Source organism: Chryseobacterium sp. LJ668 (assembly GCF_019613955.1).
Taxonomy (GTDB): Bacteria; Bacteroidota; Bacteroidia; order Flavobacteriales; family Weeksellaceae; genus Chryseobacterium.
In genome coordinates this window covers 2068522-2088598 of record NZ_CP080443.1, presented here as the reverse complement: position 1 = coordinate 2088598, position 20077 = coordinate 2068522, and the positions used below count along the sequence as shown (strand labels likewise).

Below are 20077 nucleotides of genomic sequence, written 5' to 3'. Positions count from 1 at the left end.
AATTAAACTATACTTACCGAATACATATTTTGAAATATTTACCCATTAATTCTTCACAAAAATATTAAAAAATATTAGTCTACCAAATTAGTAGGGTAATTTTTTCAATATTTAATTAAAAAAGAGAAGCTTTTAGCCTCTCTTTAGTTTTTACAGTTCTTTAATTCGTTCAATTTTCTCTGAAGCAGCCAATCCGTTAGGATTACAGCCTGGCTCACCTTCCGGAACCTTGAGATTTTTTTTAGCATAAAATTCTTCCCAAAACTCATTTGTCTTTCCGGTTTTAGGATCTTTAAAAGTCATAGGTTCCAATGTAAAAATATGATCTTCTCTGAATGACCTTTCTATATAATCTGAGCAGTAATAGGAATTTTCGTCTAAAATATAATTGAAATTATATGGTTTCCCCAACATTAAGTTTGCTTTAGCAATTGCATTGGGAACACTTTTTTGAAACTCGGGCTTTAATCTGTAAACGATCACTTTTTGCCCGTCATCTGCCTGATCTTTTAAAAAATCATTGAACTTTTGTCTTTGCGAACCGCCTTTTGGAGCTGCATGAAGAACAAATAGAGATGTACCTTGCTTTTCTAAAATCCCGATATGATCGAAAGATGCATCTTTCTGTTTTTGGGTCACATTGTTGATCGCACCGGAAAGCCCTGTTGCTTTCGCCTTAACGAAAAGGAGATCTCCATTTTTTAAACCTGAAGTCTGAGAATTTTTACAACTTGAGAAGCTGAGAACTAAAAAAAAGAAAACTAATTTTAATAAGGATTTATTTTTTAAAGTTGGTTTCATAAATAGCGATCCATTCATCTACAGTCATTTTTTTGCTTAGTTCAGCGATTAATTCAAAAGGAATTTCATCTATTTTTTTAAAACGGATACATGATTTTCCCATATCCAGTTTTCTTTTAGAATGTTTCGGATACTCTTCCACAAACCAGTTTAGAAGTTCTGGTTTTGCATAAATTCCCATGTGGTATAATGCAATAAAATTTTTCTGCGAAGCCAATCCCATAAATGGTAACGGCGACCCCGGCGTACAATGATAACCTGCCGGAAAAGTTTCTAAAGGGACATTCCAGCCGACCATTCCGTAGCTTACGCCTTTTTTAAAACCTTTTGGTAAATTTTCAGTGATAGTGTCAAACAGTTTTTTAAAAACTTCCTGTCTCTCTTCAGGAATTTTTGAAATATACTCTTCTACTGATATCGCGGGAATTTGCATTACATTAAATTTTAAGCTTCAAAATAACAAAAATTTATGCACATAAAAAAGCAGCTATACTTTTGTATAGCTGCAAAAAAAAATAATTCAAAAATAGTTTACTTTTTGATGGCTTTCACGGTATTTTGAGAACCGTCTTTGAAATACATTGTAATCAAATACAGTCCAGAATTTAATGAGCTCACATTGATTTCCTTTGTAGGGTTTTCAATTGTTTTAAGAGTTCTTCCAGAAATATCAGTGATTTTAACTGTTTTAATATTTGTAAATTCTGAAACATTAATAACGTCACTGAAAGGGTTAGGATAAACCTTGATATCTTTTTTAGCTGAAGCAGTTTCGGATGTTGCCAATGATGATGTCGTAATTGAAATATCATCTAAAAACAAACGGTTTCTATCAGCTATAGAATAACAATTGAAGCCAAAATAATAAGTACCTGTTGTAGTAGGCGTAAAATTAATTGTTTCTGTTATTGCTGTCACATTATTTGTAATATTCGGGTAATCAGCAATCGGATTTGTCATAGCAGTAGCATCTGCGCTTGTTCCATATGCAACTTTCATTTTCTCAACATATGTTGTCCCACCATTATTTCCGTATTTATAGCTAATGGTATACTGAATACCTGCCGTTAAATTAATGCCTTGAGTGTAGAACCAAGTATTTGCCGCACTACTTGTACTATACAGATAACTTGCGACTTTAGAAGTAAACCCATAAGCACCTGGAGAAAAAGTAGTCCAAGTATTTCCTGTTCCTATATTCTGAGCTGTAGTACAATTAGCTAATGAAGGTACTGTTACGCTTTCAAAATCTTGTGTATAAGGAACATTAGTTGAAGTACAAGTTGTTGTAAATGTTGTCGGAGAAGCACTCCAAACGCTTTTATCTGTAGCACTGCAAACAGACCTTACCCAAGCATAATAAGTAGTAGCACTTGCAAGCCCACTTACTGAAGCAGATACAGCCGTTGATGTTACAGAGTTTGTAGCATTTAAAACTGTACTTGAAGTAGGAGCTGTATTGGATGTACTATAATATACTTCATATCCGCTTGAAGGCGCCGTTGCAGGAGCGGTCCAACCAATATTTGCTGAATTGATCGTGCTGTTTGATGATGTAACTGCAGTAGGCTCAATACAAGAAGGAATTTCTTGAACGGTAATATCATCCAAATAAACACCTCTAAATGTACCACCTAAACCATGCTTAAATGCTAATTGTGCATTAGAGCCCGCTGGAATATTAACGGTATATTGTGTCTGAGTTGTAGTCAATGAAATAGCAGAACCAATTGGTGTAAAAGTAGTAGGGTCTGCTGCGTTTGATAGAGTACCTACCACTACTGTATATCCCGTTGAACTACTTCTAGCATAGAACCTCACTCGTTTTGTACCACTCGAAAGATTCGTAGTCGGAGGCGAAACCAGCATTTGGCTACCCGTATTGTCAGATGAATTATATAGATAATAAGAATTAGGCGAAGAAAAAGGAGAAGTTGTTGAGACATATCCATAACCCGCAGATGACGCAGTTTCTAAATATGACCAGCAGCTTGGTGCATTATTATTTGTAGAAGAACCCGTGCTTGTAGTATCAAAATTCTCTGTGTATGGAACTGTAAATATAGAACAAGCTGTTTTAAACGTTCCTCCAAAAGACCATGCACTTTGACTTGTTGCTGTGCTACAATTTGATCTTACCCAATAATAGTAAGTCGTATTTGAGGTCAAACTAGGAATCGTCAAAGAAGTTGACGTTACACCAGGAAAATTTGGAGTTGCAGTACCTGCTGGAATTGTATTGGATGTACTATAATACACATCGTAACTTGCTGGCGTAGAACCCGCAGCAGCAGTCCATGAAATTGCAGCGGAAGTAGCCGTAATTGTTCCAACTGGCTGCAAGATAGGAGGCACACAAGTTGAGTAAGCATCTACTGAAAAAGCGAAAACATTCGGCAATCCGGTACCTGCAGTTTTGGCAACCGTAACGCTCTGAATTAATTTTGTTTGGTTAGCAGCATCGATGGCCAGTTCATTTTGATACAACCTTGGATTTGTTCCGCCTTCTGGCGATGGAACATCATCACCCGCAGCAGGAGTTGCTCCTGGTTTTTTTATTCTTCCAAACCCTTGAACGGCAATATTAGTACCTGTATACCAATCTGCAACACTAATGCCGGTAAACTGCTGATTTGTTCCGTCAGAAAAATTCACAGTTACAGAAAGCGTTGATCCTCCACTACCACTGGTAGAAAGCATATACAACTTGGTTGCTGCTTTTGGGGTTGTAAAAGTTAAAATTCCGGAATCATTTACAGCTGCTAATCTCAAAGAATTATTAGCACTCAAACTTCCTAATTGATAACTCAATCCTGGAGTTGTTGTTACGATAGAATTGATAACTCCGTCTACTGGCATACCGTAAGTAATAGGTGTGCTTGCAGCAGTTAATAGAAAATCTTTAGCAACGAATGCATAAGAAACACCATCTACATCATTATTAGTAGTAAGTGATGATGAGCCTACTCCATTCGCAATTACATCTGCATTAAGCCCTGAAGTAATTGGCATTTTCTGATAGTTTTGTGCAAATGCAAGCGAACTGGCAAAAATTCCCAGTACACCAAGCATAAGAGCTGATTGATTTCTTTTCATAATACTTTTTTAGTAGTTTCGCCGTAAAACTATGAATTAAATCTAAAATCGCAATGCTAATTTTAAATTATTTTTAACAATATAAAAAAATTACTAAAATATACCTAACAAATAATCGGTTGCACAACAAAAATAGGTTAGGTTTTAGATTTATTAACATTTTTATTATAATTAAAATGCTAAACATAGTAAGCCTTGTCTTTCTATTAATATTTCTGGATGAGCCGAAATATTTTGCTATTTTTGTGCATACAAATATTAGACAATGCCTAACATCTCAAACAGAGCACAACAGATGCCTCCTTCACCGGTTAGAAAACTTGTACCTTTCGCCCTTCAGGCCAAGCAAAGAGGAACGAAAGTATACCATTTAAATATCGGACAGCCTGATATCGAAACTCCGGAAACTGCTTTAAATGCTTTAAAAAACATTGATTTAAAAGTTTTGGAATACGCACTATCAGAAGGAAATATTGAATATAGGAAGGCACTTACCAACTATTATCATTCACTTGATTTTACAGATCTTACACCAGACAATTTTATCGTAACCAATGGTGGTTCTGAAGCATTAAACTTTGCTATCTCTACCCTATGCGATGATGGTGACGAGGTTATCATCCCGGAGCCCTATTACGCAAATTACAACGGCTTTACGAGCACTTTCAACGTAAATGTGGTAGCTGTACCTTCAACAATCGATACCGGATTTGCGCTTCCTCCAATCGAAGAATTTGAGAAAAAAATTACCGCAAAAACAAGAGCGATCATCATCTGTAACCCCGGAAACCCGACAGGTTACCTTTACACCAGAGAAGAGCTGCAGCAATTGGCTGACATTGCTTTAAAATATGATATCGTCATCATTTCTGATGAGGTATACAGAGAATATGTTTACGATGGCAAGCATCAGATATCAATGTTTGCATTCCCTGAGATCAGTGAAAACTGCATCATTATCGATTCAGAATCTAAGCGCTATTCTATGTGCGGCGTGAGAATCGGATGCCTGATCACCCGTTCTAAAAAAATACATGATGCAGCAATGCTTTTTGCTCAGGCAAGACTAAGCCCTGTACTTTTAGGACAAATTGCTGCAACAGCCGCTCATCAGAATGACGGAGCCTACATCAGAGCAGTAAGAGAAGAATATACCCACCGAAGAAATGTTCTGGTAGATTTATTGAACGCTATTCCTGGGGTAATCTGCCCGAAACCTAGAGGTGCATTTTACTGTGTAGCCGAACTTCCTGTTGACGATACAGAATTATTTGCTCAGTGGTTACTAGAAAAATACTCTTTAAATAACGAAACCATTATGGTTGCACCTGCAGGCGGATTTTACAGCAATCCCGAACTGGGTAAAAAACAGGTAAGAATCGCTTATGTACTTAAAGAGGAAGATTTAAGAAAAAGTGTTGCCATTCTGAAAGCTGCGCTGGAAAACTACAATTCAGATCTTCGTTTTTAAATATTATATGATGTCAACAGTAAAGACCAACGTTGTGAGACTGCTCTTCTCAATGTTTTTACTGTTGATATTTTTTTCATGCAAAGAAAAAAACAAAGAAAACACAACACCATCAACTGGTGTTGAAGAGATTACTTTTATAGGATTTTCTAATGTCGGCGGAGAATCCGGAAACTACAGCAATATTAGAATCACCAAAGACTCCATCCATTTCGAAGCCGGAACTACAGCCAGCCGAAAACATAGCGAATGGCATAAAGCAATAACTCCCGAGATCTGGAAAAACCTGGCTTCTTCGTTTAAAATTAAAGATTTAAGTTTAATTGAAAGCTCACCAAGCATTCAGCATCTTGATGGCATCGACGAAACTTTCCAGATTAAAACTTCAAAAAAGTCTCACGTTTTCGTAAATACACACAGCGATACCCATTACAGGCAATTTGAAGAATTTAAAATCAAATTAAAAAACATTCTGCCTAAACAAAAGCAATAATTTTTTTCAAGCTCATTTTTAAAATAATTTTTCTTCAATGCACGAAAATTTTTCTCTAAAATCTTTTAACACATTTGGTGTTGATGCCAATGCCAGATATTTCACAGAAGTAAATTCAGTGGAAGAATTGATAAAGACTCTCAAACGCTCAAACTCTCAAACATTTCCACTTCTATTTTTGGGAGGCGGAAGTAATATTTTACTGACAAGAGATTTTGACGGATTGGCAATTCAGCTTCATTTAAAAGGAATTTCAGAAGAGATCATTAACGAAAACGAAGTTTTAGTCACTGCAAAAGCAGGGGAAAACTGGCATGAATTGGTACTATTTTGTTTAAATAAAAACTATGGCGGTTTAGAAAATCTTTCTCTGATCCCGGGAAATGTAGGGACTTCGCCGATGCAGAATATCGGTGCCTATGGAACAGAAATCAAAGACGTTTTTGCAAACTGTAAAGTTTTAAATTTAGAAACATTAGAAATTGAAAATTTCAATCTCGAACAGTGCAGATTTGGGTACAGAGATTCTATTTTTAAGCAGGAAGGAAAAGGAAAATATGTAATATTGGAAGTTACTTTCAGACTGACTAGAAAAAACCATTTGATAAAAACCGAATACGGCGCTATCAAAACTGAACTCGAAATTTTGGGAATTGAAAATCCTACCATTCAGGATATTTCAAAAGCTGTGATCAACATCAGACAAAGCAAATTACCTGACCCGAAAGTAATCGGAAATGCAGGAAGCTTTTTTAAAAACCCTACCATTCCTTTGTTAAAATTTGAAGACTTAAAGCAGAAATTTTCAACCATTCAAGGGTATCCGAACGGAAATTCTGTAAAAGTTCCGGCAGGCTGGCTCATCGAGCAATGCGGCTGGAAAGGAAAACAGATCGGAAACGTTGCTTCTCATCAATTACAGTCTTTGGTCATCATCAATGCCACCGGAAATGCCACCGGAAAAGAAATTTTTGATTTTTCAGCGATGATTATTGATTCTGTGAAGGAGAAGTTTGGGATTGAGTTGGAGAGAGAGGTGAATATTGTTTAAAAAAATGTCTAAAAATTTCCTTTAAAATTTTGAATTCGCTACATTTAGAAATAATTACTATTCAGAGTGAATAATTTCAAGCAAAAAATACACAAATGAAAATCGCCATCATCGGAGCCGGAAATATGGGCTTATCTTTTTCAAAATCTTTCCTGAAATATGAATTGATAAAGCCTGAAAACCTGCAGCTCATCACCAGAAATCATTCGAAAATCCAAAAAATATCGGAAGAATTTCCAAAATCAAAGATTTCAATTTTTGATGATGTGAAAGAATTAGATGCAGATTTAATTATTATCGCCGTAAAACCTCAGGATTTCAAGCATGTTGCTGAGAATTTTAAATTTAAATTTAATAAAAGCCAGATGGTCCTTTCCATTATGGCAGGAATCAAAATCGATAAAATCCAAAAACTGCTCAATCATCAATTGGTCGTACGTGCAATGCCAATTCCCCTACTCTTTTAGGAATGGGAATCACAGGGTATACTTCTGCAGAAGGAATAGCCTTCAACGAATTAATGAATATCGAAAGGCTTTTAAACAGCACCGGAAGGTCTGTTTATCTGGAAAATGAAGATTTACTGGATGGCGTAACCGCACTTTCAGGAAGCGGACCAGCATATTTTTATTATATTGTTGATGCCATGATAAAAGCCGGAATAGAAATGGGAATCGATGAGAATCTTTCTAAACTTTTCGTCAAGCAAACCATGCTTGGTGCTTATCATCTGATCAATAATTCAGATAAAAACCTTGAAGAACTTATCAACGATGTTGCTTCGAAAGGCGGGACAACAGAAGCTGCTCTAAAAGCTTTTGAAGACAACAATTTAAAGGGAATTTTACAGAGAGGAATTTTGAATGCAGAAAAAAGAGCTAAAGAGCTAAACGGCTGATCGATTTTCGATAAATCTAAATATTTGCCAACCCAGATACACTCCAAAAGTATTGAGAATGATATCGTCTACCTCAAAAATACCCATTCTCGAAAAATACTGAAGCGCCTCTACAATTGTAATTGCTGAAACAAAAGTAAAGATAAGATTCTGCAGCTCTATAAGCTTAGGAAAGACCCAGCCTAAAAAACCAAAAGGAATAAACATCACAACATTTCCCACAACAATCATTACAATATCTTTTAAACTGACAGTTTCCTGTATATACCAAATGGTCGAAACAATGGGTTTTATTCTTATCACATTATCTTCATACTGGAATCGTCCCATGCCGAAAAACATAAGATAAAGCAGAAAAACAGTGTAAGGAAGAATTATTATTCTGTAAAATTTCTTTAACATGATTTGCAAAGTTATTCATTTCAAAAACATTAAATTTGTGTGCTAAAATAATTGAATGAAATACGTTTTACTTGCGCTCATTTCAGCGATGCTATTGTCCGTATCCTGGCCAACATACGGAATTCCGTTTTTTATATTTTTCGCTCTTGTTCCGCTTCTGATGATGGAACATGGTGTGTCTAAATTTTCTCAGTTCAAAAGAAAAGGCTGGGTTATTTTCGGGCTTTCCTATTTATGTTTTGTCATCTGGAACATTATAACAACAGGCTGGTTATATGGTTCTAAAAATCCTGACGGCAGCCATTCGATGATGGCAGTCGTTTTTCCGGTTCTGGTAAATTCATTTTTATACTCATTGGTTTTTCAATGTTATCACTGGTACAAAAATGCGCAGGGAAGTTACTGGGGACTCGCTTTTTTCATCGCTATCTGGATGAGTTTTGAGAAATTCCATCTGAATTGGGAATTTACATGGCCATGGCTGAATTTAGGAAATGTTTTTTCAGATTATCCTGAATTTATTCAGTGGTATGACACTCTTGGCTCAACCGGGGGAAGTTTCTGGATTTTATTGATTAATGTTTTGATATTTTACACCATCAGAGTTTTTGAGGCCGGAAGAAAAAGAAAAGATTTAATTAGAAACACATTAATTGTGACTTTGCTGATTATTCTTCCTATGATTATTTCTCTGGTTAAATTTAATCAATTTGATGAAAAGCCGATCGGTCAGGTCAATGTTCTGATGCTGCAGCCTGCTCTCGATCCTTATGCCGAAAAATATTCTACCGATAGCACAACCATCGTCAAAGACCTTCTGTCTCTTGCTGAAGAAAATACAAAAGGAAAAATCGACTATTATATTGCTCCCGAAACAGCGATTCCGGGAAGCGGATCTATTTCTGAAACAGCATTTGAGAAAAGCACGCTTCTGAATGATGTAAAAGGATTTTTAGCCAGACATCCCGGTTCTGTTTTTACAACCGGAATTTCATCACACCGTTATTATACAAACAGCGAAGATTTACCCAGAGAAGCTTATCAGCTTAATACTCATTTGTGGGTTGAAAGGTACAATTCGGCAGTACAGATTATTCCCAATCAGAAGGTTGAGGTTTATCACAAAGGCAAGCTTGTTCCCGGAGTAGAAATATTTCCCTACATGAGCGTTTTTAAACCGCTTTTAGGTAATGCAATGATCAATTTAGGCGGAACTGTGGCATCTTTGGGAACAGACGAAGAACGTGTAGCATTTTCAAATCCGTATAATAAAGGAAAGATCGCTCCGATCATCTGTTATGAAAGCATATATGGAGAATTCGTCACCGATTATGTAAAAAAAGGAGCCAACTTTCTGGCAATTGTCACCAACGATTCCTGGTGGGGTGTTACAGAAGGTCACAAACAGCTTTTATCATATGCAAAACTAAGAGCTATTGAAACAAGAAGAGAAATCGCAAGGTCTGCCAACAGCGGAATTTCTGCACACATCAACGCTAAAGGTGAAGTCTTGGAAGATACTTTTTATGGTGATAAAACGGCTCTGTTTGCTAAAATAAACCTTTATGACAACGAAACTTTTTATGTAAAGGCAGGAGATCTACTGACCAGATTTTCCATATTTTCCTTAGGCTTTCTCTTATTTTATTTTCTGATTAAAAAATTTCAGGACAGAATGCAGAAAAAGAAGGTTTAAATATTTTCACTAATAAGGTTTATTAAATTTAATACATCAGAAAACGCATTATTAGACAATTATAAAAAGAAATAGGTTTCATCATAAGAATAAAAAGACAAATATTTATTATAAAATTTTATATAAAACTTGTCTGTCTAAAAAATTATTCGTTATTTTGCAACCTCAAATATTATACAAATAAGAACATCGAGATATGTCAAGAATTTGCCAGATAACAGGAAAGCGTGCAATGGTTGGTAACAACGTTTCCCACGCTAATAACAAAACGAAGCGTCGTTTTGAAATTAACTTATTGGAAAAGAAATTTTACCTTCCAGAGCAAGACAAGCACGTTACGCTAAAAGTTTCAGCTCATGGATTGAGAATCATTAACAAGATTGGAATCGAAGAGGCTATCGAAAGAGGTATCAGAGAAGGATTGATTAAAAAGAACTAAATCATGGCAAAAAAAGGAAACAGAGTTCAAGTAATTCTTGAATGTACAGAGCACAAAGAAAGCGGTATGCCGGGAATGTCTAGATACATTTCTACAAAAAATAAAAAGAACACTACAGAAAGATTGGAATTGAAAAAATACAATCCGGTTCTTAAGAGATCTACCCTTCACAAAGAAATCAAGTAATTTATAAATATAATTTACCATGGCAAAGAAAGTAGTAGCAACCCTACAAAGCGGACAGTCAAAAAAAATGACTAAAGTGGTGAAAATGGTGAAGTCTTCTAAATCAGAAGCTTACGTTTTCGAAGAAAAAGTAATGAATGCAGACGAAGTGGATGCTTATTTGAAAAAATAATCAGTTACTTTATTTACAATACAGAAACTACTCATATTTTGGGTAGTTTTTTTGTTATCTTTGCTTTTAGTACGCTGGGTGTCGGATGTCTGATTCTTGATGTTTATTGAATATCTATTACGATTGTAAATATCCATCTTCCAACATCCCTGCATCCCACAATAATTAAATTCCATAATTCATAAGATGAGTTGGTTTAAAAATATTTTTAAAAAAGAAGAAAAAGAAACATTAGATAAAGGTTTGGAAAAATCTAATCAAGGATTCTTTGAAAAAATGACAAAAGCCGTAGTCGGCAAAAGCAAAGTAGATGATGAGGTGCTTGATGACCTTGAAGAAATACTTATCGCTTCTGATGTTGGCGCATCTACCACTATCAAAATCATCCAGAGAATTGAAGAACGTGTTGCAAAAGACAAATACGTGAACGTGAGCGAACTTGACCGCATTCTGCGCGAAGAAATCTCAGGACTACTGCTAGAAAACCCACAGGCAAACACAGGAAACATCGACACGTCAAAAAAACCTTACGTCATTATGGTAGTAGGGGTCAATGGTGTCGGTAAAACCACTACGATAGGAAAATTGGCACATCAGTTTAAAGCAGAGGGGAAAAAAGTGGTTTTGGGAGCGGGAGATACGTTCCGTGCGGCAGCAGTAGACCAGCTTACGATCTGGAGCGAAAGAGCCGGAGTAACGATCGTAAAACAGGAAATGGGCTCTGATCCGGCTTCTGTTGCATTTGACACTGTACAAAGCGCCGTTGCTCAAAATGCCGATGTGGTGATTATTGATACAGCAGGAAGACTTCATAATAAAATAAATCTGATGAATGAGCTTACCAAAATCAAAAGAGTCATGCAAAAAGTCATTCCTGATGCACCTCATGAGATTTTATTGGTTTTGGACGGTTCAACGGGTCAGAATGCCTTCGAACAGGCTAAGCAGTTTACCGCTGCGACTGAAGTAAACGCTCTGGCGGTAACAAAATTAGACGGAACAGCAAAAGGTGGTGTAGTGATCGGAATCTCTGATCAGTTCCAGATTCCAGTGAAATATATTGGTGTTGGTGAAAAAATGCAGGACCTGCAATTATTTAATGGTATAGAGTTTGTAGACTCATTCTTCAAGAAGAGATAAGTAATCTTTATTTCTTGAAAAATAAACCAAATTCATTAACATTAAAAATTTAAGCTATGGGAATTTTAACGTGGATCATTTTCGGTCTTATCGCAGGGGCAATCGCTAAAGCATTACATCCAGGAAACGACCCTGGAGGATGGATCGTAACAATCATCATCGGTATCTTGGGAAGTATTCTTGGAGGATGGATCGGATCAATGATATTCGGAGTAGATGTATCAGGATTTAATCTATCTAGTTTCCTTGTAGCAATTGCGGGTTCAGTACTTTTACTTGCTATCTATAGAATGGTAACGAAGAAATAAGAAGCTTTAAGAAATAAAAAGCCCGGATCTGAAATTTCAGATCCGGGCTTTTTTATGAACAATATAATTTAGTTGATTTTAATTTGATATGGCATTTCCATTTTCACTTCAGACTTCAGTTTCTTGTCTGTAATCTGCTCCAGAATTTCATAATTTGCCTTACCTATTTTATTTTTAATCACTCTTGCAGAGATGTCATCTTCATTTAAGTCTTCAAAAATCTGCTCAAATGCCGTCATCTTTTTAGGATATGAAGAGACATGATACGATTTTAAATTTGCTTTTTGCGCTGCAAATTTCACGGCATCTTCCAAACTTCCTAAATCATCTACCAAACCAATCTGCTTTGCACGGGTACCACTCCATACTCTACCTCCACCGATTGCATCAATATCTTCAAAAGATTTCTTCCTATTTTGAGTTACAAAGTGCACGAATCTTTTGTATGTGCCTTCTACGCTTTTTGTCATCACGCTTACACCGTAAGGCGTCAATCCATTTAATGAAGAATAATATGCTGAATTGGCGTTGGTCGCAACAATGTCAGAGCGCACTCCATTTTTGTTAGCCAGTTCTTTGAAATAAGGCAAAACTCCAAAAACTCCTATTGATCCGGTCAATGTGTTGGGTTCAGAATAAATTTTATCTGCCGCCATTGCAATATAATATCCGCCTGAAGCTGCATAATCGCCAAACGAAACAACCAATGGCTTTTTCTTTTTTAATTGTTGAAGTTCGAATAAAATTTCGTCCGAAGCATTTGCACTTCCGCCCGGAGAATTAATTCTCAATACAACAGCTTTTATCTTTTTGTCATCCTGAAGATCTTTAATATATTTGATATATTTTTCAGAATTAATATCATTGTACTGATCACCACTGTTGATAGATCCAGAAGCATACAGCACAGCAACTTTTTCGCCGGATTTATCTTTATCAGTGAAAGAATCTATGTATTTGTTTAATGAAATTTTATTTAATTTATCATCATCTTTCAGACTTAATTTTGCTCTGATCATTTGATCATATTCTGTTTTCTGGATCAATTTATCCGCCAATTTGTATTTTAAGCTCTGGTCAGGAATCATTCCGTATAAACTATCAACAACCGTTTTGAACTGACCCACATCCATCTTTCTTGAAGCTGCAATTTTGGAAGCAGTATTACCCCAAATATCATTTAGAAGAGTGCTCAACTGCTCTTTGTTTTCGGGCGAAATGTCATTTCTTAAAAATGGTTCAACTGCAGACTTGAATTTACCATGACGGATAACCTCAATACCGATCCCATATTTTTCAGCAAAATCTTTGAAGAAAGTAACCTCTGTTGAAAGACCTTTCAGTTCAATTCCACCTGATGGATTCAGATAATACTGATCGGCAATAGATCCTAAATAATAGGAAGACTGCGAAACAACATTTCCATAAGCATACACAAACTTTCCGCTCTTCTTAAAGTCCTGAATAGCCTCCCTCAGATCATCAATCTGAGTAATTCCGGCATTCAGATTATCGACCTCAATACTAATCCCTTTAATATTATCGTCATCTTTTGCTTTTCTCACCGCTTCCAATACATCATATATTAGTACATTGGTATTTTTATCACTGACATTGAAGATACTTTGCTGATCTTCTGTTGGGCTATCAATAATATTTGTTTTAAGGTTAATTGTCAAAACTGAATTCTTTTTCACACTCACAGACTTCTCATTACTCATTGATCCAAAAGCAATCATGATGATAAAAAAGAAGAAAAACACCGCACACAGTACCATAATTGCCACTATATTTGCCAATACATTTTTAAAGAAACTCTTCATAAAATAATCATTTTTCAATATGTCGCAACATAGAGTCGTTTTGTTACTGGGAAGTAATATTGGTGATAAAAAAAACAATCTGGATATGGCTTTGGAAAAGCTACGGGAGAAATGTGAGGTAGTAAAAATTAGTGAATATTTAACATCTGAACCCGTAGAATTTGTAAGTTCCAATAATTTTTGTAATATTGCAACTGTAATATTTACGCATTTTTCACCAATTCAATTACTTAATTTCATTAAGAAGATTGAAATTGAAATGGGGAGAATTAATGATACTAAAATATCAGGAAGCTATTCAGATAGAATTATAGATATAGATATCATTAAATATGACGAATTAAAATTCAGTTCAGAAAAGTTGGAAATCCCTCATAAAAAACATCTTTTTGAAAGAGAATTTTCTAGAATATTATTACAAAATATAATATAAAACAAAACATAAAAACATATTGCATGAAATTAGGTTTATTCTTATTGGCCATACTGCCTATTGCTACTTATGCTCAGGACAGTATTGCTGTTAACACCACAGATCAGTATCCTAATACTTTTTCTTCAGGTTCTGCAAATATTCAAAAATTTGACAATAAAGCAAGAAGATTCAACGACTGGGCAATCTCAGTTGGTGGAGGTCCTGCTTTCATGACATTCGCAGATGTCACTTCTTTTTATGGTGATGAAATCAAATGGGGGTGGAATGTGTATGCGAGTATCGATAAGCAGATAACCCATACTTTCGGTATTAGTTTACAATATCAAATGGGCGAAACTAACCAACAGGGGCAGCTTCCGAACAACCCAAAAGCGGGCGTTGCAAATGCCTGGACAAAATTTCATCAAGTATCATTATTAGGAGATCTAAATTTTTCTAATTTATTGAGAAGAGTGGATAATAAGTCCCCATTCAGATGGGCTCTTCACGGATATTTAGGTGGTGGTTTTATGGGTTATAAAACTGAGCTGATCGATAATGATATTTCTCAATGGCAAACAAATCCACCAAACTTTCCTATCATGGTTGATCAAAAGTTAGGTATCGCATCATTTTTTATGCAGGCAGGAGTCGGTTTAAAATACAACATATCTAATCTAATTGATGTTGAGGCAAGAGTAATGTATCTTAATAGTTTCGATGAAGAATTTGATGGCGGAGGTAATGTAAGAGAAGTAGAAGGATCAAATGGTAACAGACTTAATTATAACTTGATTAATGATTCGTACTCTGATGCAATGATGTCTTTCAATTTAGGTCTGTCCTTTAAATTAGGAAAGCAGCAATCTCATCTTGCATGGCATGATCCTTTACAAGAAATTTATTATAAAACATATCTACTCGAAAATACTGCCAGTGAGCTTGTAGTATGTGAAAAAGGTGATAATGATAATGATGGTGTTTGTGATGACTGGGACAGAGAGCTCAATACACCTTCCGGGGCAAGAGTTGATGGCGCAGGTGTAGCTTTAGATATGGATCTTGACGGAGTTATTGACTTGTACGACAAATGCGTTACAGTTGCAGGATCTACAGATAACAATGGTTGCCCGCAATAATCAATTATAAAAAAACAAATCATTAATAATTAACTAAATAAAAATATACTATGAAATTAAGTTTAGCAATTGTTGCATTTGCTTTAGCAGTACCTACTGTTGCTTTTGCACAGGATTCGATAGCGGTAGTTTCAAATGAAGGATATCCTAATACATTCTCATCAGGGTCTGCCAATATATCCCCATTTACACAACAATCCAAGAGATTTAATGACTGGGCTGTATCATTTGGTGCCGGAGTACCATTAGTACAATCTGCTGATTTAACATCAATAAAAAATGGTAACGGAAAAAACCTTTTTGGTTATTCAGCTTATCTAAGTGTTGATAAAGCAATTACCCACGCTTTCGGTATTAATTTACAGTATGATCGTGGTGAAACAAGACAAGGCTGGTTTAATACCAAAGATGCAGCTCCTTCTAATGCAGCAGCAAACAGACAAGAAGGTGCAAGAACGCAATACGACGCAATTTCAATCTTAGGAGATATTAATTTTTCAAATCTTCTAAGAAGAGTTGATAACAAATCTACATTCAGATGGGCTTTACACGGTTATGCAGGTGTAGGAACATTAGCTTATAAATCGTATTTAAAAGATGATAGCGGTCAACGATTAATGACTGAGATCAAACCTTTTAAATTTGGTTCATTCTTTGGACAAGCTGGAGCAGGACTTAAATTTAAAGTAAACAGAAGAATTGATCTTGAAACCAGACTAATGTATGTTTACACAGGAGACGATCAATTCGACGGTGGCGGTGATCAGTACAGTGCTATCAACAGAAGAGAAGATCAGGTTTCTGACAACTTTTTCAATGCGACTTTAGGTCTATCATTAAAATTAGGAAAACATGAATCTCACTTGATGTGGCACGATCCATTACAGGAAATTTATTATAAATTAGATGTTTTGGCTGACAAAAATCAGGATATCGAAGTTTGTAAGAAAGGTGATGCTGATAATGACGGAGTTTGTGATGATTGGGACAGACAACTGGATACTCCTGCAGGTGCAAGAGTGGATGGTGCAGGTGTAGCTCTTGACGCAGATTTGGATGGCGTAATCGATCTTTACGATAGATGTGTAACAGTTCCGGGACCGGTTGAAAATAATGGCTGTCCTGTTAATCAAACTGTTTCTGGTACACCAGAAGGACCAATAGAAACAGTAATGGAAATGGCAGGAATTGAATTTGATTTAAATTCTGACAGAATTTTACCTTCAAATACACCTATCTTAAACAACGCTGTAAGCTATATCAATTCTTCTAGTGGATCTTATACAGTGATTGGAGCTACAGATACAAGAGCTAGCGACGACTATAATCAAAAACTATCCGAAAGAAGAGCAAATAGTGTTAAAAATTATCTGATCAAAAACGGTGTAGAATCTTCTAAGCTAAATGCCGTAGGTAGAGGCGAGAAAGATCTTAAATACCCAGAGTGTGAACCTGCTACTAAATGTCCTGAATGGAAAAACAGAGCAAACAGAAGGGTTTATTTCGAAGCAAAATAATAAACCGCTTATATAGAATAAAAGTCACGCATTGCGTGACTTTTTTTGTTAAATTAGTTTCTATATTTTTACGTTATGATTTCTTCTCATGATTTTCAGGAACTGAAAAATAAAACCCTCAAGTATTTTTGGGGTTATGATACCTTTAGAGATTCTCAAGGTGACATTATCGATTCTGTAATCACTGGAAATGATACTTTGGTACTTTTACCAACAGGGGCAGGAAAATCACTGTGTTATCAGCTTCCCGCCTTACTACGAGAAGGTGTTTGTTTAGTAATATCTCCCCTATTGGCATTGATGAAAGATCAGGTCAATCAGCTAAAATTCAGAGGAATTGAAGCGGAATATCTGTCTTCTGAACTCGATGATTTTGATGCTGAAGTTATTTACAACCGTTGCAAGGACGGCTTAACAAAGCTGCTGTACGTTTCACCGGAAAGACTTACAAATTTTCAGTTTATCCGGCAGATTGAAGAGATACAATTATCATTTATTGCAGTGGATGAGGCACACTGTATTTCAGAATGGGGTCAGGACTTCAGGCCCAGCTATCAGAATATCAAAGATTTCAGAAAAAATAACCCTGCAATAGCTTGTCTTGCTTTGACGGCAACAGCAACCCCTAAAGTTTTAGAGGAAATAAAAAACAAACTCGAATTAAAAAAACCGAATGTCTTTCAAAAAAGTTTTAAAAGAGATAATATTAAAATTTTTTCAGAAGAAATCTCAGATAAGTACCAAAGGATTTTTAATATTCTTAAATATGCGAAAGAGTCAGGAATTATTTATGTGCGAACCAGAAAAGATGCCGAGCTGCTTACCGAATTTCTTCACAGAAATAAAATCAGTAATGTAGATTATTTCCATGCGGGTTTAACGACAAAAGAAAAAAACGAAAGACAGAATTTCTGGAACAACAGTGATCAGAATGTTTTGATTTCCACCAATGCATTCGGGATGGGAATTGACAAAGATAATGTGCGATTTGTCATTCATTTCTCCCCTTCTCAGTCGATCGAAAATTATTATCAGGAAATCGGGCGTGCCGGAAGAGACGGCAAGAAAAGTTTTGCGTTCATGCTCTGGGATCAACAGGAGATTTTAAATTTTGATCAAATTTTAAGAAATCAAATTCCTAATAAAGCTGAGTTTTTGAAGATCATTTCTTATCTGTATTCTAAATTTCAGGTGGCTGAATTTGAGCTTCCAGAAAAAGTGTTTGAATTAAATATTTCCGGAATTCAAAATTTTACAAAACTTTCAAATGCTAAAATCAAAAATGTTTTAAATTTTTTACATACTCAAGAAATCATTTACTACAACAGCAACAAGAGTTTATCATCTGTAGAACTCTCAATAAAAGCTGATGAAATTGATCAGCTGCCTCAAAAAGATGCCTATTTTATTGAATTTCTTTTACGCTCGATCTCGGGAATTACAACACACAAAGTAATGTTCAGCGAGCAGAAAGTAAGTGACAAAATCGGTGTGAGCATTCATTTGATCAAAGAAAGGCTAAAAGAGCTGCAACAGAAAAATTATCTGGAATACATTGATGGAGCTTTGGCGAGTGTAAAATTCCTCAAACCAAGAGATGAAAAGGTGACCAACAGCATTTATTGGAAACTGTTTGAACAAATTCAGAAAAATAAAATTCAAAAGTGGGAAGAAATGAAATTTTATATTGAAGATTCCACCTACTGCAAAATGAAATTAATTCTTGCTTATTTTGGAGAAAAAAACACAAAAAATTGTGGTCAGTGTACAGTCTGTCAAAAGAATAAACAGTCTATTTTTGGAAAAAATATATCATCACAAATTATCAATTTATTAGCAGATAAACCTGCAACAATTGAAGAGTTATCAATTCAGCTCAATTTTCATGCAAAAGAAGAAATTTTAGAAAGTTTAATATTTCTTTTGGATTCTGATAAAGTAAAAATGCTGAATTTTAGAACGTATGCATTGAAATAGGCAAAGGCAATCGGTAATATTAAAGATTTTCGATCTAATCTTTTAATCTTTTAATCTTTTTAATAAATCAAAGAAAATTATCTTTGCAGTATGAAATCATTGAAAGTCGTTTTTTTTGGTACACCTGAGTTTGCTAAGACAGCTTTGGCAGCCATTCATCAATCAAATCATAAAGTTGTCGGTGTAGTGACTGTAGGCGACAAAGCAAGCGGCCGCGGACAGAAAATCAATCAATCTGCTGTAAAAATTTATGCTGTTGAAAATAATCTTCATATTTTGCAGCCCGAAAAATTAAGAAATCCTGAATTTTTAGAAGAAATAAAAGATTTAAACGCTGATGTTTTCGTGGTCGTTGCCTTCAGAATGATGCCGAAAATCTTATTTGAAATGCCTGAACTCGGAACTTTCAATCTTCATGCTTCTTTACTTCCAGATTATCGTGGAGCTGCACCAATTAATTATGCCGTTATTAATGGAGAAGAAAAAACCGGAGCTACAACATTTTTTATCAATGAAAAAATAGACGAAGGTAATATTTTGCTCCAGGAAGAAATTGAAATTTTACCCGATGAAAATGCGGGGAGCCTTCATGACAGACTGATGGAAATGGGTGCTGAATTAATCGTGAAAACGCTTGACGGTCTATCTGAAAACTCAATTACAGAAAAACCTCAGCCACACGTTGAACATCCGAAAAATGCCTTTAAAATTTTTAAAGAAGATACTAAGGTCGACTTTAATAAATCATCGAAAGAAGTTCATCAATTCATTTTAGGAATGTCACCTTATCCCGCAGCTTTTACCACAATAAAAATCGGGGAAGAAGAAAAAGGACTGAAAATCTACAACGGGAAATTTGAAATTTCTGATCACGGAAAAACTTCCGGATCATTAGATATTTCTAAAAATGAATTAAAAATCTACACGAAAGACGGAATCTATTTTCCTTTAGAACTGCAATTAGAAGGAAAAAAAAGAATGAATATTAAAGATTTCCTCAACGGATTTAGAAATTTCGATGAAATAAAAATGGCTTGATATACTCAAGCCATT

Annotated in this window: 21 protein-coding genes; 16 read left to right on the top strand and 5 right to left on the bottom strand. The window is 35.4% G+C overall.

What is annotated here, in order from left to right:
* Positions 1-150: 150 nt before the first annotated feature.
* From K0U91_RS09755 to K0U91_RS09745, 3 genes are all read right to left on the bottom strand, one after another.
* Complete coding sequence (locus K0U91_RS09755; protein WP_220180512.1) at positions 151-819, bottom strand: YiiX/YebB-like N1pC/P60 family cysteine hydrolase; 669 nt, start codon at positions 817-819, stop codon at positions 151-153.
* Positions 779-1234: a DUF1801 domain-containing protein gene (locus K0U91_RS09750; protein ID WP_219970512.1), complete on the bottom strand. Its 456-nt coding sequence runs from the start codon at positions 1232-1234 to the stop codon at positions 779-781. The genes K0U91_RS09755 and K0U91_RS09750 overlap by 41 nt, the downstream gene beginning before the upstream one ends.
* Before the next feature lie 98 nt (positions 1235-1332).
* Positions 1333-3897: a T9SS type A sorting domain-containing protein gene (locus tag K0U91_RS09745; protein ID WP_220180513.1), complete on the bottom strand. Its 2565-nt coding sequence runs from the start codon at positions 3895-3897 to the stop codon at positions 1333-1335.
* A gap of 265 nt (positions 3898-4162) precedes the next feature.
* On the opposite strand from K0U91_RS09745, the gene K0U91_RS09740 reads away from it, so the two are divergent.
* The 5 genes from K0U91_RS09740 (at position 4163) to K0U91_RS16260 (ending at position 7810) form a co-directional block, all read left to right on the top strand.
* Positions 4163-5368: a pyridoxal phosphate-dependent aminotransferase gene (locus K0U91_RS09740; RefSeq protein WP_219970510.1), complete on the top strand. Its 1206-nt coding sequence runs from the start codon at positions 4163-4165 to the stop codon at positions 5366-5368.
* A gap of 10 nt (positions 5369-5378) precedes the next feature.
* Positions 5379-5861: a hypothetical protein gene (locus K0U91_RS09735; RefSeq protein ID WP_220180514.1), complete on the top strand. Its 483-nt coding sequence runs from the start codon at positions 5379-5381 to the stop codon at positions 5859-5861.
* A gap of 37 nt (positions 5862-5898) precedes the next feature.
* Positions 5899-6912 (top strand): UDP-N-acetylmuramate dehydrogenase, encoded by a 1014-nt coding sequence (gene murB, locus K0U91_RS09730; RefSeq protein WP_220180515.1) that lies wholly within the window; start codon positions 5899-5901, stop codon positions 6910-6912.
* Positions 6913-7007: 95 nt separating this feature from the next.
* On the top strand, positions 7008-7379 hold the full coding sequence (locus K0U91_RS16265) for a pyrroline-5-carboxylate reductase family protein (protein WP_258561914.1): 372 nt from the start codon (positions 7008-7010) through the stop codon (positions 7377-7379).
* A gap of 2 nt (positions 7380-7381) precedes the next feature.
* On the top strand, positions 7382-7810 hold the full coding sequence (locus K0U91_RS16260) for a pyrroline-5-carboxylate reductase family protein (protein WP_258561915.1): 429 nt from the start codon (positions 7382-7384) through the stop codon (positions 7808-7810).
* Here K0U91_RS16260 and K0U91_RS09720 read toward each other — a convergent pair.
* On the bottom strand, positions 7799-8212 hold the full coding sequence (locus tag K0U91_RS09720; RefSeq protein WP_220180516.1) for a VanZ family protein: 414 nt from the start codon (positions 8210-8212) through the stop codon (positions 7799-7801). The two genes, K0U91_RS16260 and K0U91_RS09720, sit on opposite strands and share 12 nt — an antisense overlap.
* 55 nt (positions 8213-8267) lie before the next feature.
* On the opposite strand from K0U91_RS09720, the gene lnt reads away from it, so the two are divergent.
* The 6 genes from lnt to K0U91_RS09690 all read left to right on the top strand — a co-directional run bounded on the left by lnt (position 8268) and on the right by K0U91_RS09690 (position 12153).
* Positions 8268-9908, top strand: a complete 1641-nt coding sequence (gene lnt / locus K0U91_RS09715) for an apolipoprotein N-acyltransferase (RefSeq protein WP_220180517.1) — start codon at positions 8268-8270, stop codon at positions 9906-9908.
* A 196-nt stretch (positions 9909-10104) separates the two neighbouring features.
* Entirely contained in the window at positions 10105-10347 is a 243-nt protein-coding gene (gene rpmB, locus K0U91_RS09710; protein ID WP_034760742.1) for a 50S ribosomal protein L28, read from the top strand.
* 3 nt (positions 10348-10350) lie between these two features.
* The gene (rpmG, locus tag K0U91_RS09705) at positions 10351-10533 is read left to right on the top strand and encodes a 50S ribosomal protein L33 (protein WP_027373683.1); all 183 of its coding nucleotides are present in this window, start codon (positions 10351-10353) and stop codon (positions 10531-10533) included.
* Between the two features lie 19 nt (positions 10534-10552).
* Positions 10553-10705 (top strand): DUF4295 family protein, encoded by a 153-nt coding sequence (locus tag K0U91_RS09700; protein WP_082002123.1) that lies wholly within the window; start codon positions 10553-10555, stop codon positions 10703-10705.
* Between the two features lie 186 nt (positions 10706-10891).
* Positions 10892-11845 (top strand): signal recognition particle-docking protein FtsY, encoded by a 954-nt coding sequence (gene ftsY, locus K0U91_RS09695; RefSeq protein ID WP_219970504.1) that lies wholly within the window; start codon positions 10892-10894, stop codon positions 11843-11845.
* A gap of 56 nt (positions 11846-11901) precedes the next feature.
* Complete coding sequence (locus K0U91_RS09690; RefSeq protein WP_219970503.1) at positions 11902-12153, top strand: GlsB/YeaQ/YmgE family stress response membrane protein; 252 nt, start codon at positions 11902-11904, stop codon at positions 12151-12153.
* Positions 12154-12221: 68 nt separating this feature from the next.
* On the opposite strand, the gene sppA is transcribed toward K0U91_RS09690, so the two are convergent.
* Positions 12222-13976: a signal peptide peptidase SppA gene (gene sppA, locus K0U91_RS09685; protein ID WP_220180518.1), complete on the bottom strand. Its 1755-nt coding sequence runs from the start codon at positions 13974-13976 to the stop codon at positions 12222-12224.
* Between the two features lie 19 nt (positions 13977-13995).
* On the opposite strand from sppA, the gene folK reads away from it, so the two are divergent.
* The 5 genes from folK (at position 13996) to fmt (ending at position 20062) form a co-directional block, all read left to right on the top strand.
* Positions 13996-14409 (top strand): 2-amino-4-hydroxy-6-hydroxymethyldihydropteridine diphosphokinase, encoded by a 414-nt coding sequence (folK, locus tag K0U91_RS09680; protein WP_219970501.1) that lies wholly within the window; start codon positions 13996-13998, stop codon positions 14407-14409.
* 23 nt (positions 14410-14432) lie between these two features.
* Entirely contained in the window at positions 14433-15530 is a 1098-nt protein-coding gene (locus tag K0U91_RS09675; RefSeq protein ID WP_220180519.1) for an OmpA family protein, read from the top strand.
* 50 nt (positions 15531-15580) lie between these two features.
* Positions 15581-17047, top strand: coding sequence for an OmpA family protein (locus tag K0U91_RS09670; RefSeq protein ID WP_219970499.1), 1467 nt, complete (start codon positions 15581-15583; stop codon positions 17045-17047).
* A gap of 75 nt (positions 17048-17122) precedes the next feature.
* Positions 17123-19024 (top strand): RecQ family ATP-dependent DNA helicase, encoded by a 1902-nt coding sequence (locus tag K0U91_RS09665; RefSeq protein WP_220180520.1) that lies wholly within the window; start codon positions 17123-17125, stop codon positions 19022-19024.
* Between the two features lie 90 nt (positions 19025-19114).
* Positions 19115-20062 carry a methionyl-tRNA formyltransferase gene (fmt, locus tag K0U91_RS09660; protein WP_220180521.1) on the top strand — a complete coding sequence of 316 codons (948 nt, stop codon included), beginning with the start codon at positions 19115-19117 and terminating at the stop codon, positions 20060-20062.
* Positions 20063-20077 lie beyond the last annotated feature (15 nt).

Excerpts from the sequence above, each read along its gene's own strand:
- K0U91_RS09755 (WP_220180512.1), bottom strand. The coding sequence starts at position 819 with ATGAATGGATCGCTATTTATGAAACCAACTTTAAAAAATAAATCCTTA.
- K0U91_RS09750 (WP_219970512.1), bottom strand. The coding sequence starts at position 1,234 with ATGCAAATTCCCGCGATATCAGTAGAAGAGTATATTTCAAAAATTCCT.
- K0U91_RS09745 (WP_220180513.1), bottom strand. The coding sequence starts at position 3,897 with ATGAAAAGAAATCAATCAGCTCTTATGCTTGGTGTACTGGGAATTTTT.
- K0U91_RS09740 (WP_219970510.1), top strand. The coding sequence starts at position 4,163 with ATGCCTAACATCTCAAACAGAGCACAACAGATGCCTCCTTCACCGGTT.
- K0U91_RS09735 (WP_220180514.1), top strand. The coding sequence starts at position 5,379 with ATGTCAACAGTAAAGACCAACGTTGTGAGACTGCTCTTCTCAATGTTT.
- murB (WP_220180515.1), top strand. The coding sequence starts at position 5,899 with ATGCACGAAAATTTTTCTCTAAAATCTTTTAACACATTTGGTGTTGAT.
- K0U91_RS16265 (WP_258561914.1), top strand. The coding sequence starts at position 7,008 with ATGAAAATCGCCATCATCGGAGCCGGAAATATGGGCTTATCTTTTTCA.
- K0U91_RS16260 (WP_258561915.1), top strand. The coding sequence starts at position 7,382 with ATGGGAATCACAGGGTATACTTCTGCAGAAGGAATAGCCTTCAACGAA.
- K0U91_RS09720 (WP_220180516.1), bottom strand. The coding sequence starts at position 8,212 with ATGTTAAAGAAATTTTACAGAATAATAATTCTTCCTTACACTGTTTTT.
- lnt (WP_220180517.1), top strand. The coding sequence starts at position 8,268 with ATGAAATACGTTTTACTTGCGCTCATTTCAGCGATGCTATTGTCCGTA.
- rpmB (WP_034760742.1), top strand. The coding sequence starts at position 10,105 with ATGTCAAGAATTTGCCAGATAACAGGAAAGCGTGCAATGGTTGGTAAC.
- rpmG (WP_027373683.1), top strand. The coding sequence starts at position 10,351 with ATGGCAAAAAAAGGAAACAGAGTTCAAGTAATTCTTGAATGTACAGAG.
- K0U91_RS09700 (WP_082002123.1), top strand. The coding sequence starts at position 10,553 with ATGGCAAAGAAAGTAGTAGCAACCCTACAAAGCGGACAGTCAAAAAAA.
- ftsY (WP_219970504.1), top strand. The coding sequence starts at position 10,892 with ATGAGTTGGTTTAAAAATATTTTTAAAAAAGAAGAAAAAGAAACATTA.
- K0U91_RS09690 (WP_219970503.1), top strand. The coding sequence starts at position 11,902 with ATGGGAATTTTAACGTGGATCATTTTCGGTCTTATCGCAGGGGCAATC.
- sppA (WP_220180518.1), bottom strand. The coding sequence starts at position 13,976 with ATGAAGAGTTTCTTTAAAAATGTATTGGCAAATATAGTGGCAATTATG.
- folK (WP_219970501.1), top strand. The coding sequence starts at position 13,996 with ATGTCGCAACATAGAGTCGTTTTGTTACTGGGAAGTAATATTGGTGAT.
- K0U91_RS09675 (WP_220180519.1), top strand. The coding sequence starts at position 14,433 with ATGAAATTAGGTTTATTCTTATTGGCCATACTGCCTATTGCTACTTAT.
- K0U91_RS09670 (WP_219970499.1), top strand. The coding sequence starts at position 15,581 with ATGAAATTAAGTTTAGCAATTGTTGCATTTGCTTTAGCAGTACCTACT.
- K0U91_RS09665 (WP_220180520.1), top strand. The coding sequence starts at position 17,123 with ATGATTTCTTCTCATGATTTTCAGGAACTGAAAAATAAAACCCTCAAG.
- fmt (WP_220180521.1), top strand. The coding sequence starts at position 19,115 with ATGAAATCATTGAAAGTCGTTTTTTTTGGTACACCTGAGTTTGCTAAG.